The sequence below is a fragment of the Corynebacterium limaceinasi genome (genome assembly GCF_046717465.1).
Classification (GTDB): domain Bacteria; phylum Actinomycetota; class Actinomycetes; order Mycobacteriales; family Mycobacteriaceae; genus Corynebacterium.
Genome location: NZ_CP177100.1, coordinates 829,442 through 849,788, shown reverse-complemented (window position 1 = coordinate 849,788; position 20,347 = coordinate 829,442). Strand labels below are relative to the sequence as shown.

Annotated in this window: 20 protein-coding genes; 12 read left to right on the top strand and 8 right to left on the bottom strand. The window is 59.7% G+C overall.

What is annotated here, in order from left to right; genetic code table 11:
- Window positions 1–147: 147 nt before the first annotated feature.
- Window positions 148–321, bottom strand: coding sequence for a 50S ribosomal protein L32 (gene rpmF / locus ACLI1Q_RS04280; RefSeq protein WP_005279913.1), 174 nt, complete (start codon window positions 319–321; stop codon window positions 148–150).
- A 15-nt stretch (window positions 322–336) separates the two neighbouring features.
- Window positions 337–606: a type B 50S ribosomal protein L31 gene (locus ACLI1Q_RS04275; protein WP_005279912.1), complete on the bottom strand. Its 270-nt coding sequence runs from the start codon at window positions 604–606 to the stop codon at window positions 337–339.
- Window positions 607–1,119: 513 nt separating this feature from the next.
- Between ACLI1Q_RS04275 and rpmB the strand changes: the two genes are divergently transcribed.
- The 6 genes from rpmB to ACLI1Q_RS04245 all read left to right on the top strand — a co-directional run bounded on the left by rpmB (window position 1,120) and on the right by ACLI1Q_RS04245 (window position 4,047).
- Window positions 1,120–1,356 carry a 50S ribosomal protein L28 gene (rpmB, locus tag ACLI1Q_RS04270; protein WP_005279911.1) on the top strand — a complete coding sequence of 79 codons (237 nt, stop codon included), beginning with the start codon at window positions 1,120–1,122 and terminating at the stop codon, window positions 1,354–1,356.
- Between the two features lie 2 nt (window positions 1,357–1,358).
- Window positions 1,359–1,523: a 50S ribosomal protein L33 gene (gene rpmG, locus ACLI1Q_RS04265; RefSeq protein ID WP_023025964.1), complete on the top strand. Its 165-nt coding sequence runs from the start codon at window positions 1,359–1,361 to the stop codon at window positions 1,521–1,523.
- 3 nt (window positions 1,524–1,526) lie between these two features.
- Window positions 1,527–1,832, top strand: coding sequence for a 30S ribosomal protein S14 (gene rpsN, locus ACLI1Q_RS04260; protein WP_005279906.1), 306 nt, complete (start codon window positions 1,527–1,529; stop codon window positions 1,830–1,832).
- A gap of 15 nt (window positions 1,833–1,847) precedes the next feature.
- On the top strand, window positions 1,848–2,102 hold the full coding sequence (gene rpsR, locus ACLI1Q_RS04255) for a 30S ribosomal protein S18 (protein WP_005279904.1): 255 nt from the start codon (window positions 1,848–1,850) through the stop codon (window positions 2,100–2,102).
- A gap of 331 nt (window positions 2,103–2,433) precedes the next feature.
- Window positions 2,434–3,216: a putative nucleotidyltransferase substrate binding domain-containing protein gene (locus tag ACLI1Q_RS04250; protein ID WP_239269193.1), complete on the top strand. Its 783-nt coding sequence runs from the start codon at window positions 2,434–2,436 to the stop codon at window positions 3,214–3,216.
- Between the two features lie 111 nt (window positions 3,217–3,327).
- Complete coding sequence (locus ACLI1Q_RS04245) at window positions 3,328–4,047, top strand: TetR/AcrR family transcriptional regulator (protein ID WP_239269194.1); 720 nt, start codon at window positions 3,328–3,330, stop codon at window positions 4,045–4,047.
- Window positions 4,048–4,084: 37 nt separating this feature from the next.
- On the opposite strand, the gene ACLI1Q_RS04240 is transcribed toward ACLI1Q_RS04245, so the two are convergent.
- The 5 genes from ACLI1Q_RS04240 to ACLI1Q_RS04220 are packed head-to-tail and all read right to left on the bottom strand — an operon-like array spanning window position 4,085 to window position 9,818.
- Window positions 4,085–4,699, bottom strand: coding sequence for a hypothetical protein (locus ACLI1Q_RS04240; RefSeq protein WP_411697101.1), 615 nt, complete (start codon window positions 4,697–4,699; stop codon window positions 4,085–4,087).
- A gap of 32 nt (window positions 4,700–4,731) precedes the next feature.
- On the bottom strand, window positions 4,732–5,730 hold the full coding sequence (locus tag ACLI1Q_RS04235) for a hypothetical protein (protein ID WP_239269196.1): 999 nt from the start codon (window positions 5,728–5,730) through the stop codon (window positions 4,732–4,734).
- A 31-nt stretch (window positions 5,731–5,761) separates the two neighbouring features.
- Entirely contained in the window at window positions 5,762–7,294 is a 1,533-nt protein-coding gene (gene purH / locus ACLI1Q_RS04230) for a bifunctional phosphoribosylaminoimidazolecarboxamide formyltransferase/IMP cyclohydrolase (RefSeq protein WP_239269197.1), read from the bottom strand.
- A 27-nt stretch (window positions 7,295–7,321) separates the two neighbouring features.
- Entirely contained in the window at window positions 7,322–7,930 is a 609-nt protein-coding gene (gene purN, locus ACLI1Q_RS04225) for a phosphoribosylglycinamide formyltransferase (RefSeq protein WP_239269241.1), read from the bottom strand.
- Between the two features lie 22 nt (window positions 7,931–7,952).
- Window positions 7,953–9,818: a DUF6350 family protein gene (locus ACLI1Q_RS04220; RefSeq protein ID WP_349889281.1), complete on the bottom strand. Its 1,866-nt coding sequence runs from the start codon at window positions 9,816–9,818 to the stop codon at window positions 7,953–7,955.
- A gap of 446 nt (window positions 9,819–10,264) precedes the next feature.
- On the opposite strand from ACLI1Q_RS04220, the gene ACLI1Q_RS04215 reads away from it, so the two are divergent.
- From ACLI1Q_RS04215 to ACLI1Q_RS04205, 3 genes are all read left to right on the top strand, one after another.
- On the top strand, window positions 10,265–11,020 hold the full coding sequence (locus tag ACLI1Q_RS04215) for a M23 family metallopeptidase (RefSeq protein ID WP_239269199.1): 756 nt from the start codon (window positions 10,265–10,267) through the stop codon (window positions 11,018–11,020).
- Between the two features lie 268 nt (window positions 11,021–11,288).
- The gene (locus tag ACLI1Q_RS04210; RefSeq protein ID WP_239269200.1) at window positions 11,289–12,929 is read left to right on the top strand and encodes a histidine-type phosphatase; all 1,641 of its coding nucleotides are present in this window, start codon (window positions 11,289–11,291) and stop codon (window positions 12,927–12,929) included.
- 423 nt (window positions 12,930–13,352) lie between these two features.
- A complete protein-coding gene (locus ACLI1Q_RS04205) occupies window positions 13,353–14,111 on the top strand; it encodes a M23 family metallopeptidase (RefSeq protein ID WP_239269201.1) in 759 nt (252 codons plus the stop codon).
- On the opposite strand, the gene pcrA is transcribed toward ACLI1Q_RS04205, so the two are convergent.
- Window positions 14,108–16,651 carry a DNA helicase PcrA gene (gene pcrA / locus ACLI1Q_RS04200; RefSeq protein ID WP_239269202.1) on the bottom strand — a complete coding sequence of 848 codons (2,544 nt, stop codon included), beginning with the start codon at window positions 16,649–16,651 and terminating at the stop codon, window positions 14,108–14,110. The two genes, ACLI1Q_RS04205 and pcrA, sit on opposite strands and share 4 nt — an antisense overlap.
- 118 nt (window positions 16,652–16,769) lie before the next feature.
- Here pcrA and ACLI1Q_RS04195 point away from each other — a divergent pair, with 118 nt between their 5' ends.
- From ACLI1Q_RS04195 to pgi, 3 genes are all read left to right on the top strand, one after another.
- A complete protein-coding gene (locus ACLI1Q_RS04195) occupies window positions 16,770–17,093 on the top strand; it encodes a chorismate mutase (protein WP_005279891.1) in 324 nt (107 codons plus the stop codon).
- 64 nt (window positions 17,094–17,157) lie between these two features.
- On the top strand, window positions 17,158–18,504 hold the full coding sequence (locus ACLI1Q_RS04190; protein WP_239269203.1) for a Na+/H+ antiporter family protein: 1,347 nt from the start codon (window positions 17,158–17,160) through the stop codon (window positions 18,502–18,504).
- Window positions 18,505–18,600: 96 nt separating this feature from the next.
- Window positions 18,601–20,238: a glucose-6-phosphate isomerase gene (gene pgi, locus ACLI1Q_RS04185; protein ID WP_239269204.1), complete on the top strand. Its 1,638-nt coding sequence runs from the start codon at window positions 18,601–18,603 to the stop codon at window positions 20,236–20,238.
- The last annotated feature ends 109 nt before the right edge of the window (window positions 20,239–20,347 follow it).

Sequence of the window (20,347 nt, the reverse complement as noted above, 5' to 3'; positions counted from 1 at the left end):
GCACTGGCACAGCCCAAGTCTCCCCCATCGCTTGGCGCCGCCCAGGCCGGAAGGCGCTTTTTAATATCCCTTTCCCGGGCCTAAAACATCACAACCCCCTCGCAGTCGCTAATAAGCAACCGGGAGGGGGTGGGATTGAAAGCAGGCTTAGAACTGCTCTACGTCAACCAGGCCGAGCTTAGCGGCCTTGACCAGACGGCGCGGGATGCGCACGGTCTGACCATCGATGGTGACTTCCTGGAGGGCGACGTTGTCAGCCTTCCACTGGGAACGACGTGCGTGGGTGTTCGCACGGGACTTCTTAAACTTAGGAGTTGCCATTTTCTCTTCTTCTCCTTACGCGTTCTTCTTCTTGCGGCGAGCCATGGCACCGAAGCGCTGGTTGAAGCGCTCGACACGGCCAGCGGTATCCATAACGCGCTGTGCACCAGTCCAGAACGGGTGGGACTCAGCAGTAACGTCAACGACGATGAGCGGGTACTCGTTGCCGTCTTCCCACTCAACGGTGCGAGAAGAGGTAGCGGTGGACTTGGTCAAAAAGGAGTGACCGGTACCAGCATCGCGGAAGACCACTGGGTGATAATCCGGGTGGATGTCTTTCTTCATAGATATTCCCTCAGGGTTGGACTACGGGTCGGTTCCGCACACTGAATAATGACGGTACGGATCGTGCCCGAGTTGGGATGTACAGTTACAGCTCGCCCGGCGGCACTAAGCGCGCCGACCGATAACCTGAATTATCCTACATTCCACCGTCATATATACGAAATTGCTCACCTGCGGCAACCACAGTCGCCACAGGCGCACATCTACGCCCCACTCGTTATAGTAAGCTTTCGAACTTCCCCAATGCGTTAGGCAGTGCTGCTTGATTATCGACGCAAAGACGACGGCTTTATGCGCTAGGCTATCGCGGCAGCGATTAGGTATATCGTGAGTAAGGCTGTAAGATTTGCTCTTGCTGTTGTCAAAATATACGTATTACGCCCCGTCTACTGGTTTTTGACGACGATGCCGCACCTGCTCACACCTCACTTTTTGAGCACTGCCACCCTCACACGGCAGTCGGCACGTAGTCGTTTATAGCCACGATGTGGGCGGCTAGGAGAAAGAAGACCCATGTCGGCTATTTGCCAGGTAACGGGCCGCAAGCCGGAATTCGGCAAGCAGGTCTCGCACTCGCACCGCCGCACTTCGCGCCGTTGGAACCCCAACGTGCAGCGTCGTCGCTACTACCTGCCCTCTGAGGGCCGTACCATTACTCTGAATGTTTCCACCAAGGGTATGAAGATCATTGACCGCGACGGCATCGAGTCCGTTGTTGCCAAGATCCGCGCACGTGGGGAGAAGATTTAAGTATGGCACGTAACGATATTCGCCCAATCATCAAGCTGAAGTCCACTGCGGGCACCGGTTACACCTACGTGACCCGTAAGAACAAGCGCAATAACCCGGATCGCATCTCCCTGAAGAAGTTCGATCCGATCGCCCGCAAGCACGTCGAATTCCGCGAGGAGCGATAATTCATGGCTAAGAAGTCCAAGATCGCTAAGAACGAGCAGCGCAAGGAAATCGTCGCCCGCTACGCGGAGCGTCGCGCTGAGCTCAAGAAGATCATCAAGAACCCGAACACCCCGGATGAGGAGCGTTTGGAGGCTCAGTTCGAGCTGAACCGCCAGCCCCGTGACGCTTCCCCAGCCCGCGTTCGTAACCGCGACGCAGCCGATGGCCGTCCGCGCGGTTACCTCCGCAAGTTCGGCCTGTCCCGTGTCCGTATGCGCGGCATGGCTCACCGTGGTGAGCTGCCGGGCGTTCGCAAGTCCAGCTGGTAAAGGGGTAATTGCACAATGGCTAATAAGCGCAATAACCAAAAGAAGTTCCGTATGGAGCAGAGCCGTCGCCCGAAGAAGAACCCTTTGAAGGCTGAGGGCATTGAGAAGGTGGACTACAAGGACACCAAGACTCTGCGTCTATTCATCTCGGATCGCCACAAGATCCGTTCCCGTCGCGTCACCGGCTTGACCCCGCAGCAGCAGCGTCAGGTTGCTACCGCAGTCAAGAACGCACGCGAAATGGCTCTCCTGCCGTTCACCACCCGCTAAACAGTAGCTGGGTATCAACAGCGCACTTTTGCCGCTGGCAAGTGTGACACGGTAAAAGAACCATAAACTTTCGCCGCCTACCTTTCGAGGTGAGGCGGCGAAAGTCGTTTTGGGGTCTTTTCGAGCGCTACACCGCAAGCGCGCTCCACCTCGCGGCAACACCACCCGCACAGCTCCTCCACGCACGCCTCCAGTCCCGGACGCGACGCACCCGCCGCACGCTCCCCCAAGCGCTACTGTGCTATTGCATAAGTGTTACATTTATAGCAATCCTGCGCCGCACAACTTTTAGATGCGCACCGCTTTGCAATGAGTGAAAGGCAGTGACTGTATGGCCCTGCATCAATCCCTTCTCGATCTTTCGGAGCTTGCTCCCCATTGCCAGTCCCGGGCAACCGCTCGCGGCTTATTGGCGGAGGCACAAGATGTCTTGCGCAATGCGGTAGCACACCAGGACGATGAGATTGAATTAGCCAATTGGTTTTCGCGGCTGCTGACAGATATCGTGCGCGCACCGGGCGTGGACGCGGATATCCGGTTAACCGGCGCGGCCGCGCGCGGTGATCAGCTGCCCAGCATGTCCATCGAGTGGATGGGAGAAGACGGCGATTTGGAGTCCGTTTTTCGCGATGTCGGGCTAGAGGTACATCAAGCAGCCGATTCCATGGCAGCGCGCGTCGATGCCGGCCTGCCTTTAGGCCGCGGCGGCGAGCAGGCCTTATTGGAGGAGGCCTTGGCCCAGCGCCCGCCGCTTCTGCAGCGCGTTGGCGGTTTGCCCGATCGCAGCGCGGCCGTGGATATCAAGTCCATGCTGTTATCCCCCATCGCCGCGATTGCGCGCTGGGCGGCACCGGGACCGCGCCCCACGGTCGATCGCCTCGCCATTGGCCAAGAGCGCGGGATGCTCACAACAGAGGACACAGAGACCTTGGACCTTGCATGGCGCACGGGCTATTCGGTAGAAATGCGGCGCTGGTTCGATAATGTGCACGGCCGCGAATCCATTCTGCAAGACCTGCCACCGCTGGAGCGCACGGCCTACGGAACGGCCTGCCGCATGGTGTCTGCGACCTTCGAGTCCATCTCCCGACGCACCGCGGATGGCGCGAATTAGAATCGCCACAAAGTTCTTCTGCCACGCATGCGGTCCGCGCCAGCGGGCTACAGGGCTGTAGAGTTGTTGAGTAAAAGCATTTTCTGCTGAGAGAAAGGAGGCGTCCGCCGCATGTCAGGAAACGTCGGTAGGCCGCGTAAACATAGCCCCCGCCGCAGAGGCAATAGCGCCCGGGAAGAGATTTTGGACGCCTCCTCAGAGTTATTTACCACCCAGGGCTTTGCCACAACGTCGACTCACCAAATCGCGGACGCGGTGGGCATACGTCAGGCATCGCTGTACTACCACTTTCCCTCCAAGACGGAGATTTTCCTCGCGCTGCTTAATTCCACCATTGAGCCTTCGCTGGAGCTAGCCGATGAGCTGGTGGATTCTGATGCCGAGCCGGAGCAGCGCCTGTGGTCCTTGGTCGCCGCGGAATCGCGCCTTTTGCTCACCAGTGGTTGGAACGTCGGCCGGTTGTACCAGTTGCCGGTGGCCAATTCGCCGGAGTTTTCGGAGTACCACAGCTCTCGCGAACGGCTGCAGAGCCACTTCCGTACCACCGCCGCTGCCATTGTGGGAGACGCGGACCCGCGTATCGAATTGCCTTTCCACATCGCACTATCTGTCATCGAGATGCGCCCCAATGATGGCACGCCTCCCTATGCAGCGGCCCAGTCGGTTCCGGAGACCGCTGCCATGCTTGCCGATGCCGCCCTTGCAGTCCTCGGCGCCACCGTCCCCGAGAACGCGGAAGCCATGACGCTGGAGTTACTAAAGAACCGCAATGACTCGATCTCTGCGGCTGCGGCGGCTGCTGCAGACCGCAAGAAGAAAAAGTCTCGCTAACCACTTCCTTGTGGAATCGTTAACCACTAACCAGTGGTTAACGTTGCCAGGAATCGGTAAAGTCCGCCGTTGCGGCCAACCCGCCGCCCTCGCGCACGCTAATCCCGCTGGGGGTTACAACGATGGTCGAGGGCGAGGCATCCACGTAGTAGTTACCGCCGTCTTGGCCAATGATGGATCCGGTAAATTCGCCGCCGAAGATGGTGGACCGGTAGGTCAGCGTTCCTCCCGTGTTTTCGCAGACAATGGCCCTCCCGTCTGGGCCTTTACCGGCGAAGACGACGCGCTCAAAACGGTGACAATCGGCGTAGGTATTAATATCGGTCCAGCCGTATTCACCCAGGCCGTCGATGAAGTCGCCTCCGCCGCCATTAGTGGTCTTCGGCGGCTGTGCCTGTTCTTGTTCGGTCTCGGTCACCGTGACCACGGGTGGTTCTTTGTCTTGGGTTTCCGGGGACTTTGTTGCCGTCGAGGTTTCTTCGGTGGAAGTCTCCGTCGTGCTTTCGACGGTGGTCATACCGCCATTGCCGGAAAAGTCGGGCTGATTCCCATCCGTGCTACTGCTACAGGCGCTTAAAACGATGCCCGCGGTCGCTACTACGCCGAGGTGCAATCCCCAACGCACACGAAAAGTTAATTGAAAGTGCGGCATGATAAGTCCTTTCTCATAAGCCGGAAGTGGGGCTAACAAGCTGGGGTGGGCCAGGCAATATCGGCCTTGGAAAGATCGAGCGCCATGCCCGAAAGTATTGGTTGGGCGGAGGCGTATTGACCATCGGGGGCCGAGGCGATGAGCGCTACCGCCACCTCTCGGCCGCCGATGGTGGCAAGACCCATCTGCCGCACATCATAGCCGCCCGCGGTATCTGGGCCCCAGCCACCTTTAAGGGCGGCACCCTCTAGGTTGCGCAGGCCATAGCTTTGGGCGGGGTCGGGAGTAGACATCGCGGTGAGGATGGGCTCGGCACCGTTGACGCAGCGCAGCTTCGCCATGAACGCGGCTTGGTCGCCCACGCTCCACTGCGTTTGCCCGAAGGCGCTAAATTCCGGGCGGGTGACCTGGCTTTGTACCTGGGTGGTGGTATCGCCGGCCTCAGCTAATACCTGTTGCGCGGCCTGGGCGGCTTGTGCGCCGCCGCCGAGTGCGTCCCAGGCGGATTGCGCCGCTTCATTATTGGAATAGGTAATCGCAGATGTCACCACATCCGGGCCGATAAGCCCTGCGCGATGGGCGGCGATGAGCACCGGCACCTTGGAGGTGGACCAGGCGGTTTCGGGCGCGGTGCGCCCGGCGGCAACGGTGGTGTTGCCATCCGATACCGCGATGCCTACATTCCCGTAGTTGGCGGCGATGCGGTCGAGTTCGCGCTGCAGGTCGCCGGCCGACGCCAACTCACCGTCACCAGCTCCGGCTCCAGCATTGGCATCGGCTGGGGCATCTGGCTGGGCATCGGCCGGCGTAGCCTCGGCCTTCTCTGCGGCATCGCGAGGGCTATCCGCCCTATCCGCTGCGCTCTCCGTAGAGCGCGACGTTTCCTGCTTGGCGATGTCCGGCTCTGATTCCGTCTCCTGCTCGCCCTGCCCGCACGCGCTAAGGCACAGCGCCCCGGCCATAACTAGGCCGCCGAGCGCCATGCGCCTCGGGGCGGTACGCCTCGGTGCGGTGTGGGTTGGTGCGAGCATGATCAGAATCCTTAGGTGTCAGGCGCTATCGCTAGTGCGCGAAGTGGCGCGTTCCGGTGAGATACATCGTAACACCAGCGGCCTTAGCTGCCTCGATAACTTCTTCATCGCGGATGGAGCCGCCGGGCTGGACAACGGCTTTGACGCCGGCATCGAGAAGCACTTGCAAGCCGTCGGCGAAGGGGAAGAAGGCATCGGAGGCGGCGAAGGAGCCTTGGGTGCGGTTGGTGGCATCAGCAAGCGTATTGGCGCGCTCGACCGCAAGCTTGGCGGAATCCACGCGGTTAACTTGGCCCATGCCCACGCCGACGGTCGCGTTGTCCTTAGCCAGCAAAATGGCATTGGACTTGACCGCGCGCACCGTGCGCCAGGCGAATTCGAGCTGGGCCAAGTCCTCGTCGCTCAGGGCCTCGCCCGCTGCCAGAGTCCAGTTTTCGGGCTTATCACCCTCGGCCTGGTAAGTATCCGGCTCTTGGCGCAGCACACCGCCGGAGATGTACTTGCGCTCCTCGCCTTGTTCCTCTGGCTCGGCCAAAAGAACGCGCAGGTTCTTCTTGGACTGCAGAATCTCCAGCGCCTTATCTTCATAGGCGGGTGCGACGATAACCTCGGTGAAAATGCCCTTGACCTGCTCGGCCATCTCTACGCTGACCTCGCGGTTGACGGCAATAACCCCGCCGAATGCGGACATCAGGTCGCAGGCGTGCGCCGCGCGGTGGGCCGCAGCGATGGACTCGTCCGATACGGCGATGCCACAGGGGTTGGTGTGCTTGATAATCGCCACACAGGGGCGCTCGTGGTCCCAGGCCGCGCGCCACGCAGCGTCGGCGTCCTGGTAGTTGTTGTAGCTCATTTCCTTGCCGTTGAGCTGCTGGGCATTGGCCAGACCCTTGGTGCCAATCCGGGTGACGGTGGCGGCCTGGTGGGAATTCTCGCCGTAGCGCAGCGAGGTGGTCTCCTCGCCATCGCTGAGCTGGCCCACGAACCATGCGGAGACCGCCGCATCGTAGTTAGCGGTGTGAAGGAAGGCATCGCGGGCGAGCCCACGGCGCTGGTCAAGGCTAAATCCACCCTCCTCAACGGCCTGGGTCACCTCGCCATAGCGCGCCGGATCCACGACCACGGCAACGGACGGGTGATTCTTGGCGGCCGCGCGCACCATGGACGGTCCACCGATGTCGATCTGCTCCACGCATCCATCGAAGTCCGCGCCGGAGGCTACCGTTTCCTGGAAGGGATACAGGTTGACCACGACGAGCTGGAAGGGCTCTACCTCAAGCTCGTTGAGCTGCGCCAGGTGGTCTTCCTTGCGGGTATCGGCCAGGATCCCGGCGTGCACGCGCGGGTGGAGCGTCTTCACACGGCCTTCCAGGCACTCGGGGAAACCGGTGAGCTTTTCTACCGGGGTGACCTCGATTCCCAGGTCAGCAATCTTCTTGGCGGTGGAGCCGGTAGAGACGATCTCTACGCCCGCCTTATCGAGTGCGCGGGCCAGATCCTCCAGCCCCGTCTTGTCGTACACGCTAATGAGTGCGCGTTTTACCTGCTTGCGGTCTTCGCTCATGAGGAGGATTAAGCCTTTCGAAAAGTCTTAGTCTGCGAGTTGAATAAAAAGTTCCTCGCCGCGGGGCTGCGCCGCGCGCAGCACGTCGACGATGAGTTCGCGCTCTACCTTCTTAATGCGTTCGTGGAGACTTCCTTCATCATCGTCTGCCCGCACGGCCACCGGCCGCTGCGCAATGATGGAGCCGGTATCCACGCCCGCGTCCACGAAATGGACGGTAGAGCCTGTGACCTTCACGCCATACTCCAACGCATCGCGCACCCCGTGCGCGCCCTTAAACGCAGGCAATAACGCCGGGTGGGTATTGATGGTGCGGCCTTCGAAGCGGCGGAGGAACCCTTCCCCCAAAATCTTCATAAAGCCTGCGGAAACAACAATGTCTGGCTGCGCAGCATCTACTGCATCAGCCAGACATGTATTCCATTCGGCACGGTCCGCGCCCATTTCCACGATCTCGGTATCGATATCGCGTTCTCGGGCGCGTTCAATACCTCGACATGGTTTATCCGCCACCACTTTCACCACACGGTAGCGCTCATCCTGGGCATCCAAGATGGCTTGCAAAAGCGAGCCCGTCCCAGAGACAAGCACAACAACTCGTAGGCGATCAGTGGCAGCAGTAGCGCGTGGTGGCATCGGTGAAGTCACGCGCTATAGCCTAGTCCCTCCTACCGCTTTCAGTAGAATCTGCCGCTTCCGATTGTGCTGCTTCGCCGCCTTCTGCCGCGCCTGTGTCGCTCTCTTCGGATTCTTCCACGAGTTCGCCCTCCAAGATCTCGGGGTCTGCATCCTCGGCCGGGGCTGCCGCTTCACGCTCGCCGCTTGCCGATGCCCCCTCGTCCTCACCATCTCCCGCGGTACTCTCCGCGTCATCGCCGTCGTCGCTGTCTTCGACGACCTCCCCTTCGATGACCTCGTCGGCGTTGTCTGCGGTTGCCGTGGATTCTGCGGCAGCGTCTTCGTCGTCGGCTGCGTCGTCCGCGTCATTCGCTGCTGACTCGGAGCCCTCACCGTCGCCAGATTCCGAATTATCCTCGTCCTCGTCCGTTTCGATCTCGTTCGGATCGGCATCAGCATCGTCGCCGTCAGCCTCGTCGGTTTCGGCCTTGTCTGCATCAGACTGCTCTGCGTCAGCGGTGCCCTCGGAAGCGGTATCTTCTGCCGACTCTGCAGCATCTTCTGAATCCTCTTCGGAGGCCTCCGCCGCCGACGACTCCGCTTCAGCTGCGCGGGTATCCCGCCAGTTCATAAGCGCAAAGGCTGCCGCAACGGCCAAGCCCACGACGGCGATCCACAGCGCGGCGAGGCCAGCAGCGGTCCACAGGTGCGGGCCGGTGTGACCGTAGTAGCCAAGCGTGCCGCTAACCAGATAGCACGCGAAAAACATGATGACCGCGGTAGCCACCGTGGCCGCGAGCACCTTCTGGAAGGACGGGCGTTTTTTATACAGGGACATCGTCGCCGCGATGAGGGGAACCACCATGAAGACGACCGCCCAGCCGGGCGAGGATGCCGGGATGCCACCGGTAATAGGCAGCGGCGGCAGCGGAACAAGGTGGGTGCTAAAGAGGCTGACCTGTGCCTCCCCCGCCGAAAACTCCGAACCAACAAGCACTGCCCCGGTGCTGACGATGGCGTTGGGAATATACAGCAAGCTCAACAGGATGAGGGTGAAAACGCCCAGCCCAGAGATGGACGGATATTCATCCATCATCTCCCCTTGGCGCGAGAAGTTCACGATGAAGACGAGCACGAAGACCACAGTCGCGCCAATGGCGAGGTAGGCGAGATAGCGCAAGGCGATAAGGGCGGCATCAACAAGCAGCGGCGGGGCACCATAGCGCTTGGCCAAAGCGCGCCACAGGCGGGTACCCATGCCGGCCGCCATCGCCGCTAGGTGCACCACGATGACCCGGGCAAGCGCAGCAGCGAGGTTCGGCGGGGATACATCGAAGACCTTGCCGGCATCCCACAGCATCACCCAGGCGATGCAGGTCAGTACCACTGGCACGCCAACCACACAGGCGACAAGAATAGCCAGGTCCTTCACGCTGACTTTGTGTTTTACCGCGGCACGCACGCGCACCGCCACCACCGTGGCGAGGATAAGCGCGGGCAAGGCTGGGAGGAACGACAGATCCACCCCGGCCGCAGATACCGGCGCGAGGTTAAAGACCATCCACGCTTCCGCCACGATGGTGGGCAGCCACGCGAGCGGTGAGCCGAAAAGCAAAAGCGTGCCGAATGCGAGCGCCACAATAATAAGGACAACAATAATATTCGGCAGCGCCGCCGACATGAATAATTGGCGGATGCGCCCGGCCTTCGTCAGCGGGGCCGGCGTGCGACGGGCCTTCGCCTTCGACCCGGCTTTGCGAGCGACGCGTTCTGCAGAATTATGTGGCTTCTGCGTCGCGGTGGCGTGCGGTGCACGAGGGGCGCGCTCTGTCTGCACTGTCCGGCCCCGCGCCTGGCTACGCGGGCGAGGCGTTGACCGAGATTGGGGGCTGGTGTTTTTGTTCATCGGCGTCCACTTTGCCACCTTTTGCGCGCGGTAGCGGGGTGGCGCGACGAGGCGCCTCCAAAATCACCGTGGACTTCTTCAGTAACTACTGTAGACATATATATGGAATAAAGTTTTCCCCCTTATTCCCCACTGGTCACAGTAATTTCACACTGGGACGCTTCCGCAACCGGCCCCTCAGGTGCACTATTACAGCCTCGGGGCTACCGCGAGGGTTTGGCTTTGAGAGATTTATATCGCACTATGCGTAAAATTCTCCAGAAGTTGCCTGCATGTAGGCTTATTCCAAACCGGCGCGAGAAAAAATTCACTTTTGGCTTGCTGTTATCTTTTTGAGACGCTACTGTTACATCTCGTTGGTAACAAGAAGGTCACAATCTCGTAACTAACCTAAAGACGCTGTAACGCTCTTTTTGAAGATTGTGAAAGACACGAAAGAAGATTTAATGCGAAGCAAAGTTCAGCGTGGCGCCGGTCGCCATCGCAAGATTGTCACCTCGCAGACCACCAAGGGTCGTATCGCTGTCATGACCGTTGCAGCCGGTGCCGTGTCCACCGCCGGCGTAGGCGGCGCAGCTGCCGCTAACGTTGAGTCCGACAACACTGCGGCTACCACCACCAAGACGCAGTCTGTTGACTACAAGCTTGCCGCTGATACTTCCGAGGTTAACAACGCCCCAGAAGGCTCCTCCGATGCTGCACCACAGATCCTCAACGTGGCTGAGGCAAAGCCGGTCACCAACTTGGTTGACCAGCTGAGCAAGTCCATCCAAGCTTCCGCTGACCGCGCCGCCGAGGACCTTGCCGCTCGCGCCCCTTCCATTGCTCGCCCCGCTGAAGGCGCCTTCACCTCTGGCTTCGGCCCGCGCTGGGGTTCGTTCCACTCGGGTGTTGACATCGCCAATGCCATTGGAACCCCCATCCTCTCCATCATGGACGGCACCGTTATCGATTCCGGCCCAGCCTCCGGCTACGGCCAGTGGATTCGTATCCTCCACGATGACGGCACCATGACCGTCTACGGCCACATGCAGACCCTCGACGTTGCCGTGGGCGAGCACGTGCACGCAGGCCAGAAGATCGCCGGCATGGGGTCCATGGGCTTCTCCACCGGTTCCCACCTCCACTTCGAGGTTCACCCGAACTCCGGTGACGCCGTTGACCCACAGGCATGGCTGGCCGAGCGAGGCATTCAGCTCTAAGAGCCTTCTTTCCTTCTTGTTAAAGCGCCGCAGATATCCTCTGCGGCGCTTTTACTATGCCTTCCGCCTCGGCACCTCCGCTAGCTCGCAATCACAATCATTCAACGCAGCGTTGCGGCTGCAGGGTCTGGGACCCGAATCCGCCAACACACCGCAAAGCGCCGAAAAGTATTCCTGCAATTTACCTATATGCCATGTGGCCGCAAGATGCGGCCCTTAAGCTGTCAGCTGTCTTTTTATCAAGCTCTCCAGCAAGGAATACCTTTATATGCGTACACGCACTCTCTCCCTCTTCACCGCCCTTAGCTGTGCCCTCGCACCCGCACCAGCTCTAGCTTCCGAAAGTGCTACCTACTACTCCACCAAGCAGCATTACCAACCACAGGGCTCAAGCTACGCCCAAGCCCCCAGTGGGTTTCACCAGATTTACACCTCAACGGTAGATCGCCACGGATCCCGCGGGCTATCAAGCTTTAAATACGATGACCTCGCGCAGCAGATGCTGGAGTATGCCCAACAACGCGATCAGCTCACCGAGCTCGGTACAAAGCTCATCCCGCAAGTAGAGGCCATGATAGCGGTAAACCGAGAGCTATCCGGTGGCCCTGGCCAAGAGGCCGGTTATGGAAATCTAACGGAAGTGGGACGAGAAGAGCTCAGGGGCATCGGCAAGCGCAATGCACAGCGCAATGCGGAACTACTGGGATCGATTGCTAACGATGACCTCAAGGTGAGCTTTACTTCCTCAGGAGAGGACCGTGCCAATGACTCTGGGTGGAATTTCGGGGAAGGTCTACTGGAACAATCCCCGGCACTGGCCGAGCAGTTGGGCGATGAAATGACAGATGGCCACGTTAACATCGCCGCACGCCCTGACTTGATGTACGCACACAAGGATAAAAAAGCTGCATCCTATGAGCGCTATACAGAGTGGAAGGACTCTCAGGCCTTACAGGAAAAAGTACAGCAGGCCTACGCCAAGCCAGAGTCGCAGCAGGCTGCACGCAGCTTGCTGGCTAAGATTTTTGCGCCAGAGTTTATCGACGGTTTAGCAGATGGTTCCGTGCACTTTTCCGCCCGAGAAAAGGACGATAAATCCGTTGAGGGCATCGTCGATGCTGCCTTACAGTTCTACAACCTTTACATCATCGCTCCAGCTCTAGAGCATGAGGAAAAGGCCCCAGCGGAGGGCTGGATCTTTGATAAGTACATGGACGATACCAGCGGACCAACCTTCGCGTACCTGCTTGACGTAGAAGACTTCTATGAGAAAGGCCCGACTATCAAGGGGCAGACGGTTGCCTACGACAACTATGAACCACTGCTTGAAGAGATGATTAGAAACGTTCAGGACCGCGCTGCTGGCGGCGACGTAGCGGCTAATTATCGCTTCGGTCACGCCGAGACCATCATCCCGCTTGCCGCGCTACTGAAGCTGCCAGGGTCCGAGCAGGGGATCCCGGAAGATGATTTATATAGCTGGGATAACTCCGCATGGCGTGGTGATTCTGTCTCACCGATGGGCGCGAATATCCAATGGGACGCATTCCAAAATGATCGCGGCGAGACCCTCGTGCGAATGCTCTACAACGAAAAGGAAATCCCGTTCCACGATGGCTGTGAGCCTATTTCCGCTGACTCAACGTTTTATACCATCGAGGAACTGGCCGAGTGCCTGCCCTTAAACTCCACCTCAGATCACTCTCAAGCCCACCTTATTAACGCTGAAGACGCTGCAGATCACCAAGCACCGGTTGATGATTCCCTCTCTTCCAAGCCGCAGTCCTGGGGGATCATCGATGCCATTGCGGGCGCACTGGCCATCGGTATAGGAATCGGTGCGGCCAACGCTTTCGGGCCACAAATTCAACAGCTACTGCAGAAATTTAGCAGCCAGCTCCCCTTCTAGTGCCGTTCGAGAGGCCCCTGCCCGACAGGGGCTCAAAACGCTTTCAGCCGAGTCCAGTACAGGGCCTTGTCGCAGGTGAATGGCAGTTTTCCACCCCGACACCGACAAGCTCAGCCCGCCACCCCCACTAGCCACCCCCAGAGCTTAAACCAGTACTTCAAACCCGCAACTTTAGCCACTTTCGTAACACGCGCAACAAGCTGGCATGTTCGAAACTTTTCGAACAATCATGGTTTCTACCAGCATTTTTCCAGATTGCGCGACACCCATGGGCAGGCTAACTTTTAACTCGTTGCCACAAGCGAACGCCAAATGGGGTATTTCCATTCCCTCGGCGTGTCGCACAGGGCAGTTGAAAGACGCCAAACCTTCAAGGTTTGCTCGCCTCGAGACCATGCACAGCCATGAAAAGGACTTAAACTTATGAAGCGCATGAACCGCGCACGCAGGAATGTAGCGCTAAGCATCATCACGCTTGGCACCGTTTTTGCTACCGGCACCTCCGCTTTTGCTGCTGATCCAGTGGCCAGCGTGGACGTTTCGAACGGCTCCTCTGAGCCACAAGCCACCAACGTTGATAACGCGGGCGTGATCGACGCCGCCGTCGGCCTCGCGAATACCGCCGTTGGTGTACTCAACGGCGATGCCACCCCGAAACTTAGCCAGAATGACTCCGGCGGGGTCAACATCGTCTTAGACCCCTCCTCCGTTCCTGGTCTGGGAGAAGCCTTCACTCCCGAGGGAGACCGCTCCGGGCTTACCCCTGAGCGTGGCAAGGACGCCGCTGGTAATACGGTGGTCTTCCCCACCTCCGGCACCTTAACCTCGGGCTTCGGTATGCGCTGGGGCGCGATGCACAACGGCATCGACGTCGCTAACCCAGTCGGCACCCCAATCCACTCCGTCATGGACGGCACGGTCATTAACTCCGGTCCGGCACAAGGCTTTGGCAACTGGATTCGCATCCAGCACGTCGATGGCAGCATCTCTGTCTACGGCCACATGCCCGCCAACTCGCTGCGCGTGAACGTGGGCGACCACGTTTCTGCGGGCGACCACATCGCGGACATCGGCAGTGAGGGACGCTCCACCGGCCCGCACCTGCACTTCGAAATTCACCCAGGCGGCGGCGCAGCCGTTGACCCAGTGGGCTGGTTCGACGAGCGCGGGATTTCGGTCTAAAGCTTTTCCATCGGCACACCGCCGATGAGCATGAGCCGCACCTTGCCGGAGGAACCGAAGTCCACGGTCACCGTGGCGCGGGCACCGGAACCGGCCGTTTCAATCACGGTTCCGAGCCCGTACTTCGCGTGGTTAACCCGGTCTCCCACAGCAAGGTTGAGGTTCTTATTCTTCGGCATGGAATTGGCTGCAGGCTGGCGAGTGCGTTGCGAAGGGGAAGACGTAGCGCGCTGGCCAAACCCAGCACCCCCACTACCGGCATAGCCACCACTAGAACCGCGGCGATAGCTCCGGCCATATTGATAGTCATCGGCTCCCCAGGAACCGGTGAGGTCACTATCGGAATCCTCTCGCCGCCAGTCGATGAGATCCTCTGGGATCTCGGCGAGGAAGCGACTGGCGGGATTGGTTACCGGATTGCCCCACGCAGAGCGCAAGATGGCGCGCGTGAGGTACAACTTTTCGCGGGCACGCGTGATACCCACATACGCCAAGCGGCGCTCTTCGCTCAATTCCTTCGGGTTACCCAGTGAGCGCATGTGCGGGAATTGGCCGTCCTCCCAGCCAGCGACAAAGACGACGGGAAACTCCAAGCCCTTGGCCGTATGCAGGGTCATCATGGTCACTACCCCAGTCTCAGAATCCGGAATCTGATCCGCATCTGCGACCAGGGAGACCTTTTCCAAAAAGGCCTGCAACGAGCCCGGCGCGGCTTCGCCTTCTTCTAATAGCTCATTGGGATCGACCGCATCCGCCCCGGCAGCGGCCAGCTGGTTGGCGGCCTCCGAGGTAAATTCGCGGGCCACGGATACCAGCTCATTGAGGTTATCGAGGCGCGCGCCATCCTGCGGGTCGTTGGAGTTTTCTAACTCCGCCTTATAACCGGTGGCATCCAGGATGGCGGTGAGCAGTTCGCCCAAATCGGGCTGGCCGGTCACCTCATCGCGCATGCCTGGGATTTGTGCGCGGATGCTGTCCATCATGTCATTGAATTTGGTAACGGCATTTACGGCGCGGGTGCCAAGACCGGGGACGTCGCCCCGGGGGACATCGGCAAGCGCCTTGCCAAAGCTTATCCCCTGGTTTTCCGCGTGCAGGGCAATCTGGCCCTGGGCCTTATCGCCAATGGCGCGCTTGGGGACGTTGATGATGCGGCGCAGGCTCACCGTATCGTCCGGGTTATCCATAATGCGCAGGTAGGCCACCATATCGCGGATTTCGCGGCGTTCGTAAAAGCGCGTTCCGCCAACGACCTTATAGGGGATGCCGGAACGAATGAAGATATCCTCCAGCGCGCGGGAGGCATTATTGGTCCGGTACATCACGGCGATATCGGAATAGCTGTGGCCCTTATCCGCCAGCGCATCAATCTCTGCGGCGATAAAGCGGGCTTCATCGTGTTCGTTATCCGCCACATAGCCCACGATGGATTCGCCATCGCCATGCGCGGTCCACAGGTTTTTCTCCCGACGGTTCTCGTTTTTCGCAATCACGGCATTGGCCGCGTTCAAGATGGTCTGCGTGGAGCGGTAGTTTTGCTCCAATAAGATGGTGTGCGCCTGCGGGTAGTCGCGCTCGAATTCCTCGATATTGCGGATGGTGGCGCCGCGGAAGGCATAAATGGACTGATCGGAATCGCCCACCACGCACAGCTCTGGGGCATCGGGACCTAGCTCGCCCTTGCCCACGAGCGCCGCTACCAGCGCGTACTGGGCGTGGTTGGTGTCCTGGTACTCATCAATAAGCACGTGCTTAAACCGTCGACGATAAAACTCCACCACCTGCTTGTGCTCGGTGAAAATGCGCACTACTTCCCCAATAAGATCGTCGAAGTCCACCGCATTGGCCGCGCGCAGGCGGCGCTGGTACTCGGCGTAGACATCCGCCACGGTGGTTTCAAAGGGGTTCTTGGTCTGCTGCGCTTTGTCGGCCGCCTCGACCGGGCCCACGAGCTCGTTTTTGTGGTTAGAGATCTGGTTTGCCAGCACGCGCGGGGTGTATTTCTTCAGATCCAGCTGCATGTCCTTGGCAATCATGGATAAAAGCCGGCGGGCATCGTCGCCATCATAAATGGTGAAGTTGGTATTAAGGCCCGGCACGAGCTGCGCGTTCTGGCGCAGGATGCGCACGCAGATGGAGTGGAAGGTGGACACCCACATGCGCTCGGCTACCGAACCCACTAAGGAGCCCACGCGCTCCTTCATCTCCGCGGCGGCCTTATTGGTAAAGGTAATGGCGAGAATTTCCCACGGGTTTACCCCGCGGTGGCGCATGAGGTACGCGATGCGGCGGGTAAGCACCGCGGTCTTGCCGGAACCCGCGCCGGCAACGATCAGCAGGGGCCTGTCGGTATGGGTGACCGCCTCTAATTGCTGCGGGTTCAGGCCTTGGGTTAAAGGATCGGATTCCGCGGGCCTGGGCGTGCTGCCAAAAGGGTTCTGCTGTTCGGGTTGGCTAGGGGCAAAGCCGCCGCGGGAGGAGGCACCAGATGCGGGTTCGCGCGGGGTGAAAGAAGGGCTAAATGGAGAGTTATTCGTCATAATGCCTACCAACCTACTAGCCCCACCGGACATGGCCCGTATTTGCGGCATACACTGCGCTTTCCAAAACCCTGACCAAGTAGCACGATGGCACCGCGAAGTGGCACAATAAAGGACCATGACCGCTGAAGATAATGAATCCATCGTTGACAATGGCTTGGATATCCGCACGCCCACCGGCACGGATGATCCCCTATCTGATGCGGAAATCCAGCAGTATCGCGAGGAAATCAACCGCCTGGATCAGATCATCTTGGATGCCGTCAAGCGCCGCACCGAGGTCTCCCGCGCGGTGGGCCGCACCCGCATGAGCTCCGGCGGCACGCGCTTGGTGCACACCCGCGAGATCGCCATCCTCAATGAGTTCCGCGCGGAACTTGGCGAGGAAGGCCCCACCATCGCCTCTGCCCTGCTGCGCATGGGGCGCGGACGCCTAGGCTGAATCCACTATAAAAGACCCGGATTAATTACGATCTCATCCATACTATGCAGTACGCTTTCGGGGCATGAATGCAGTACTCATCGCCGTCATTATCATGCTCGCGCTCGCCCTCCTGCGGGTGCACGTGGTGGTGGCGCTTTTCATCGGCGCGATAGTCGGCGGCCTCCTATCCGGCATGGGCCTGGATGCCACCATGGTCGCCTTCCAGGACGGGCTCGGCGGCGGCGCCAAGATTGCCTTGAGTTATGCCCTCTTGGGCGCCTTTGCGATGGGTGTTGCCTCCGCCGGGCTGCCGCAGATCCTGGCCAACTTTCTCATCGCCAAGCTCGGCGGCACCGGCGAATTAGACCCCAAGGCCGCGGCCACCACCAAGTGGATGCTCATTCTTGGCCTTATCGCCATGGCCGTGATGAGCCAAAACCTCATCCCCGTCCACATCGCCTTCATCCCGCTGCTGGTCCCGCCGCTATTGGCGGTGATGAATAAGCTCAAGCTGGATCGACGCCTTATCACCACGTGCCTGACCTTCGGCCTTATCACCACCTACATGTTCATTCCGGTGGGCTTCGGGTCCATCTATTTGAACGATATCCTGCTCTTCAATATCGAAGAGGCTGGCCTGGATACCTCCGATATCAATATTATGCAGGTCATGGCCATTCCCGCCCTGGGCATGCTCACCGGCCTGCTCATCGCCATCTTTATCAGCTACCGCGCCCCGCGCGAGTACGAGGACCGGCCTATTGCCGCCGAAGAGCACCAGGAAACACCCTCGACGTATAAAATCTGGGTCTCCATCCTGGCGATTATTGCCACCTTCGCCGTCCAAATCATCATGCAGACGCTCGATTTCGAATCCGATGGCCTGCTCGTCGGCGCCCTGACCGGCCTGGGTATCTTGCTCATTTCCGGCGCGGTGGATTGGAAGCACGCCGATGACGTTTTTACCAACGGCATGAAAATGATGGCGCTTATCGGCTTTATCATGATCACCGCGCAGGGCTTTGCCTCCGTCATGACGGCCACGGAGGAGGTCGGCCCGCTTGTCGATGCCACCGCCAGCCTCTTTGGCACCAATAAGTTCCTCTCCGCAGGCGCCATGCTCTTGGTGGGCCTGGTGGTCACCATGGGCATCGGCTCATCCTTTTCCACCCTGCCGATTATCTCCGTTATCTACGTTCCCCTGTGCGCCTCGCTCGGCTTTAGCCCCGCGGCCACGGTAGCGCTCATTGGTACGGCAGGCGCGCTTGGCGATGCCGGCTCCCCCGCCTCCGATTCCACCCTCGGCCCCACCGCGGGCCTCGGCGCCGATGGCCAACACGACCACATCCGCGACTCCGTCATCCCCACGTTTATCCACTTCAATATCCCACTTCTGATCGCCGGCTGGGCGGGCGCTCTCATCCTCTAAATGCCACATTTTCACGGTGCCGTTGGCACTCATTCTCGACTACGGTGGGAGGGGTACACATTGCCAATGCGCTCGTCGCCAGAAAGGCCAATTGCCATGGATATCACCGCATCGTCCCAGTGGAAAGACCTGGTCAAGGTTTATGAAGAAAAGCAGGACCTGCGCCTGCGCGAACTCTTCGCCGCAGATGCAAACCGCGCCGAGAACTACACCTTCGACGCCGCCGGCCTGCACGTGGATTTATCCAAAAACCTCATCGATGAAGACGTCCTCCAGCACTTGGTTGAGGTAGCCCGCGCCGCCGACGTGGAAGGCCGCCGCGATGCCATGTTTGCAGGCGAGCACCTCAACAACACTGAGGATCGCGCCGTCCTGCACACTGCCTTGCGCCTGCCGGTAGAAGATGACTTGCACGTCGATGGCCAAGATGTCGCCGCCGATGTCCACGAGGTTTTGGGCCGCATGCGCGATTTCGCCACCGCCCTGCGCTCCGGTTCCTGGTTGGGGCATACCGGCCACACCATTAAAAAGGTGGTCAATATCGGCATTGGCGGTTCCGATCTCGGCCCCGCCATGGCCGCACAGGCCCTGCGTTCCTATGAAGTAGCCGGCATTTCCGCGGAGTTCGTCTCCAACGTGGATCCCGCCGATATGGCCGCCACCTTGGATGGGCTCGATGCCGGCTCCACCCTCTTTATCGTCTCCTCCAAGACCTTTACCACCCAGGAAACCCTGACCAATGCCCACGCGGCCCGCCGCTGGCTCATCGAGCAATTCAATGGCGATGAATCCGCCGTAGCCAAGCACTTCGTGGCCGTATCTACCAATGCGGAGCAGGTGGAAAAATTCGGCATCAATACGGACAACATGTTCCCGTTCTGGAATTGGGTGGGCGGGCGCTACTCCCTCGATTCCGCCATTGGCCTGTCCTTGATGTGCACCATTGGCCCGATGGATTTCATGCGCTTTTTGGAAGGCCTCCACGCCATGGATGAGCACTTCCGCACCGCCCCGCTAGAGCGCAATGTGCCCGTACTCATGGGCCTGCTGGGCATCTGGTACACCAATTTCTTTGGCGCTCAAACCCACGCCGTCCTGCCGTACTCGCAGGACCTCGGCCGCTTCCCGGCCTACCTGCAACAGCTAACCATGGAATCCAATGGCAAGTCCGTGCGCCGCGATGGCACCGCGGTCACCACTGGACAGACCGGCGAAATCTACTGGGGCGAGCCGGGCACCAATGGCCAGCACGCCTTCTACCAGCTCATGCACCAGGGAACACGCCTCATCCCGGCGGACTTCATCGGCTTTGCCCGCCCCAAGGAAGACTTCCCCACCGCAGACGGCACCGGCTCGATGCATGACCTGCTCATGGGCAATTTCTTCGCCCAAACCAAAGTGCTGGCCTTTGGCAAGACGGCCGAAGAAATCGCCGCCGAGGGCGTTGAGGAAGACCTCGTGCCGCACAAGGTAATGCCGGGCAACCGGCCCACCACCACGATTATGGCCGAGGAGCTTACCCCCTCCACCCTGGGCGCGCTCATCGCGCTCTACGAGCACATCGTCTTTACCCAAGGCATCATCTGGGATATCAACTCCTTCGACCAATGGGGCGTGGAGCAGGGCAAGCAACAGGCCAATGATTTGGCCCCTGCCGTCTCCGGCAGCCAAGAGGTAGATTCCGGCGACCAGTCCACCGATAAGCTCATCGGCTGGTACCGCGCCAACCGTTAGCTCCGGCCCGCGCCCGAGTCATGCGCCCCGCGCCTCGGGCTCTAGCGTAAAGGTGTCCACAACAACCGCGTTCTTAAAAAATCTGCCCGCAAATTCAGACAAACGCGGT

Coding starts and splice junctions, on each gene's coding strand:
- rpmF (WP_005279913.1), bottom strand. CDS start 321: ATGGCAACTCCTAAGTTTAAGAAGTCCCGTGCGAACACCCACGCACGT.
- ACLI1Q_RS04275 (WP_005279912.1), bottom strand. CDS start 606: ATGAAGAAAGACATCCACCCGGATTATCACCCAGTGGTCTTCCGCGAT.
- rpmB (WP_005279911.1), top strand. CDS start 1,120: ATGTCGGCTATTTGCCAGGTAACGGGCCGCAAGCCGGAATTCGGCAAG.
- rpmG (WP_023025964.1), top strand. CDS start 1,359: ATGGCACGTAACGATATTCGCCCAATCATCAAGCTGAAGTCCACTGCG.
- rpsN (WP_005279906.1), top strand. CDS start 1,527: ATGGCTAAGAAGTCCAAGATCGCTAAGAACGAGCAGCGCAAGGAAATC.
- rpsR (WP_005279904.1), top strand. CDS start 1,848: ATGGCTAATAAGCGCAATAACCAAAAGAAGTTCCGTATGGAGCAGAGC.
- ACLI1Q_RS04250 (WP_239269193.1), top strand. CDS start 2,434: ATGGCCCTGCATCAATCCCTTCTCGATCTTTCGGAGCTTGCTCCCCAT.
- ACLI1Q_RS04245 (WP_239269194.1), top strand. CDS start 3,328: ATGTCAGGAAACGTCGGTAGGCCGCGTAAACATAGCCCCCGCCGCAGA.
- ACLI1Q_RS04240 (WP_411697101.1), bottom strand. CDS start 4,699: ATGCCGCACTTTCAATTAACTTTTCGTGTGCGTTGGGGATTGCACCTC.
- ACLI1Q_RS04235 (WP_239269196.1), bottom strand. CDS start 5,730: ATGCTCGCACCAACCCACACCGCACCGAGGCGTACCGCCCCGAGGCGC.
- purH (WP_239269197.1), bottom strand. CDS start 7,294: ATGAGCGAAGACCGCAAGCAGGTAAAACGCGCACTCATTAGCGTGTAC.
- purN (WP_239269241.1), bottom strand. CDS start 7,930: ATGCCACCACGCGCTACTGCTGCCACTGATCGCCTACGAGTTGTTGTG.
- ACLI1Q_RS04220 (WP_349889281.1), bottom strand. CDS start 9,818: ATGAACAAAAACACCAGCCCCCAATCTCGGTCAACGCCTCGCCCGCGT.
- ACLI1Q_RS04215 (WP_239269199.1), top strand. CDS start 10,265: ATGCGAAGCAAAGTTCAGCGTGGCGCCGGTCGCCATCGCAAGATTGTC.
- ACLI1Q_RS04210 (WP_239269200.1), top strand. CDS start 11,289: ATGCGTACACGCACTCTCTCCCTCTTCACCGCCCTTAGCTGTGCCCTC.
- ACLI1Q_RS04205 (WP_239269201.1), top strand. CDS start 13,353: ATGAAGCGCATGAACCGCGCACGCAGGAATGTAGCGCTAAGCATCATC.
- pcrA (WP_239269202.1), bottom strand. CDS start 16,651: ATGACGAATAACTCTCCATTTAGCCCTTCTTTCACCCCGCGCGAACCC.
- ACLI1Q_RS04195 (WP_005279891.1), top strand. CDS start 16,770: ATGACCGCTGAAGATAATGAATCCATCGTTGACAATGGCTTGGATATC.
- ACLI1Q_RS04190 (WP_239269203.1), top strand. CDS start 17,158: ATGAATGCAGTACTCATCGCCGTCATTATCATGCTCGCGCTCGCCCTC.
- pgi (WP_239269204.1), top strand. CDS start 18,601: ATGGATATCACCGCATCGTCCCAGTGGAAAGACCTGGTCAAGGTTTAT.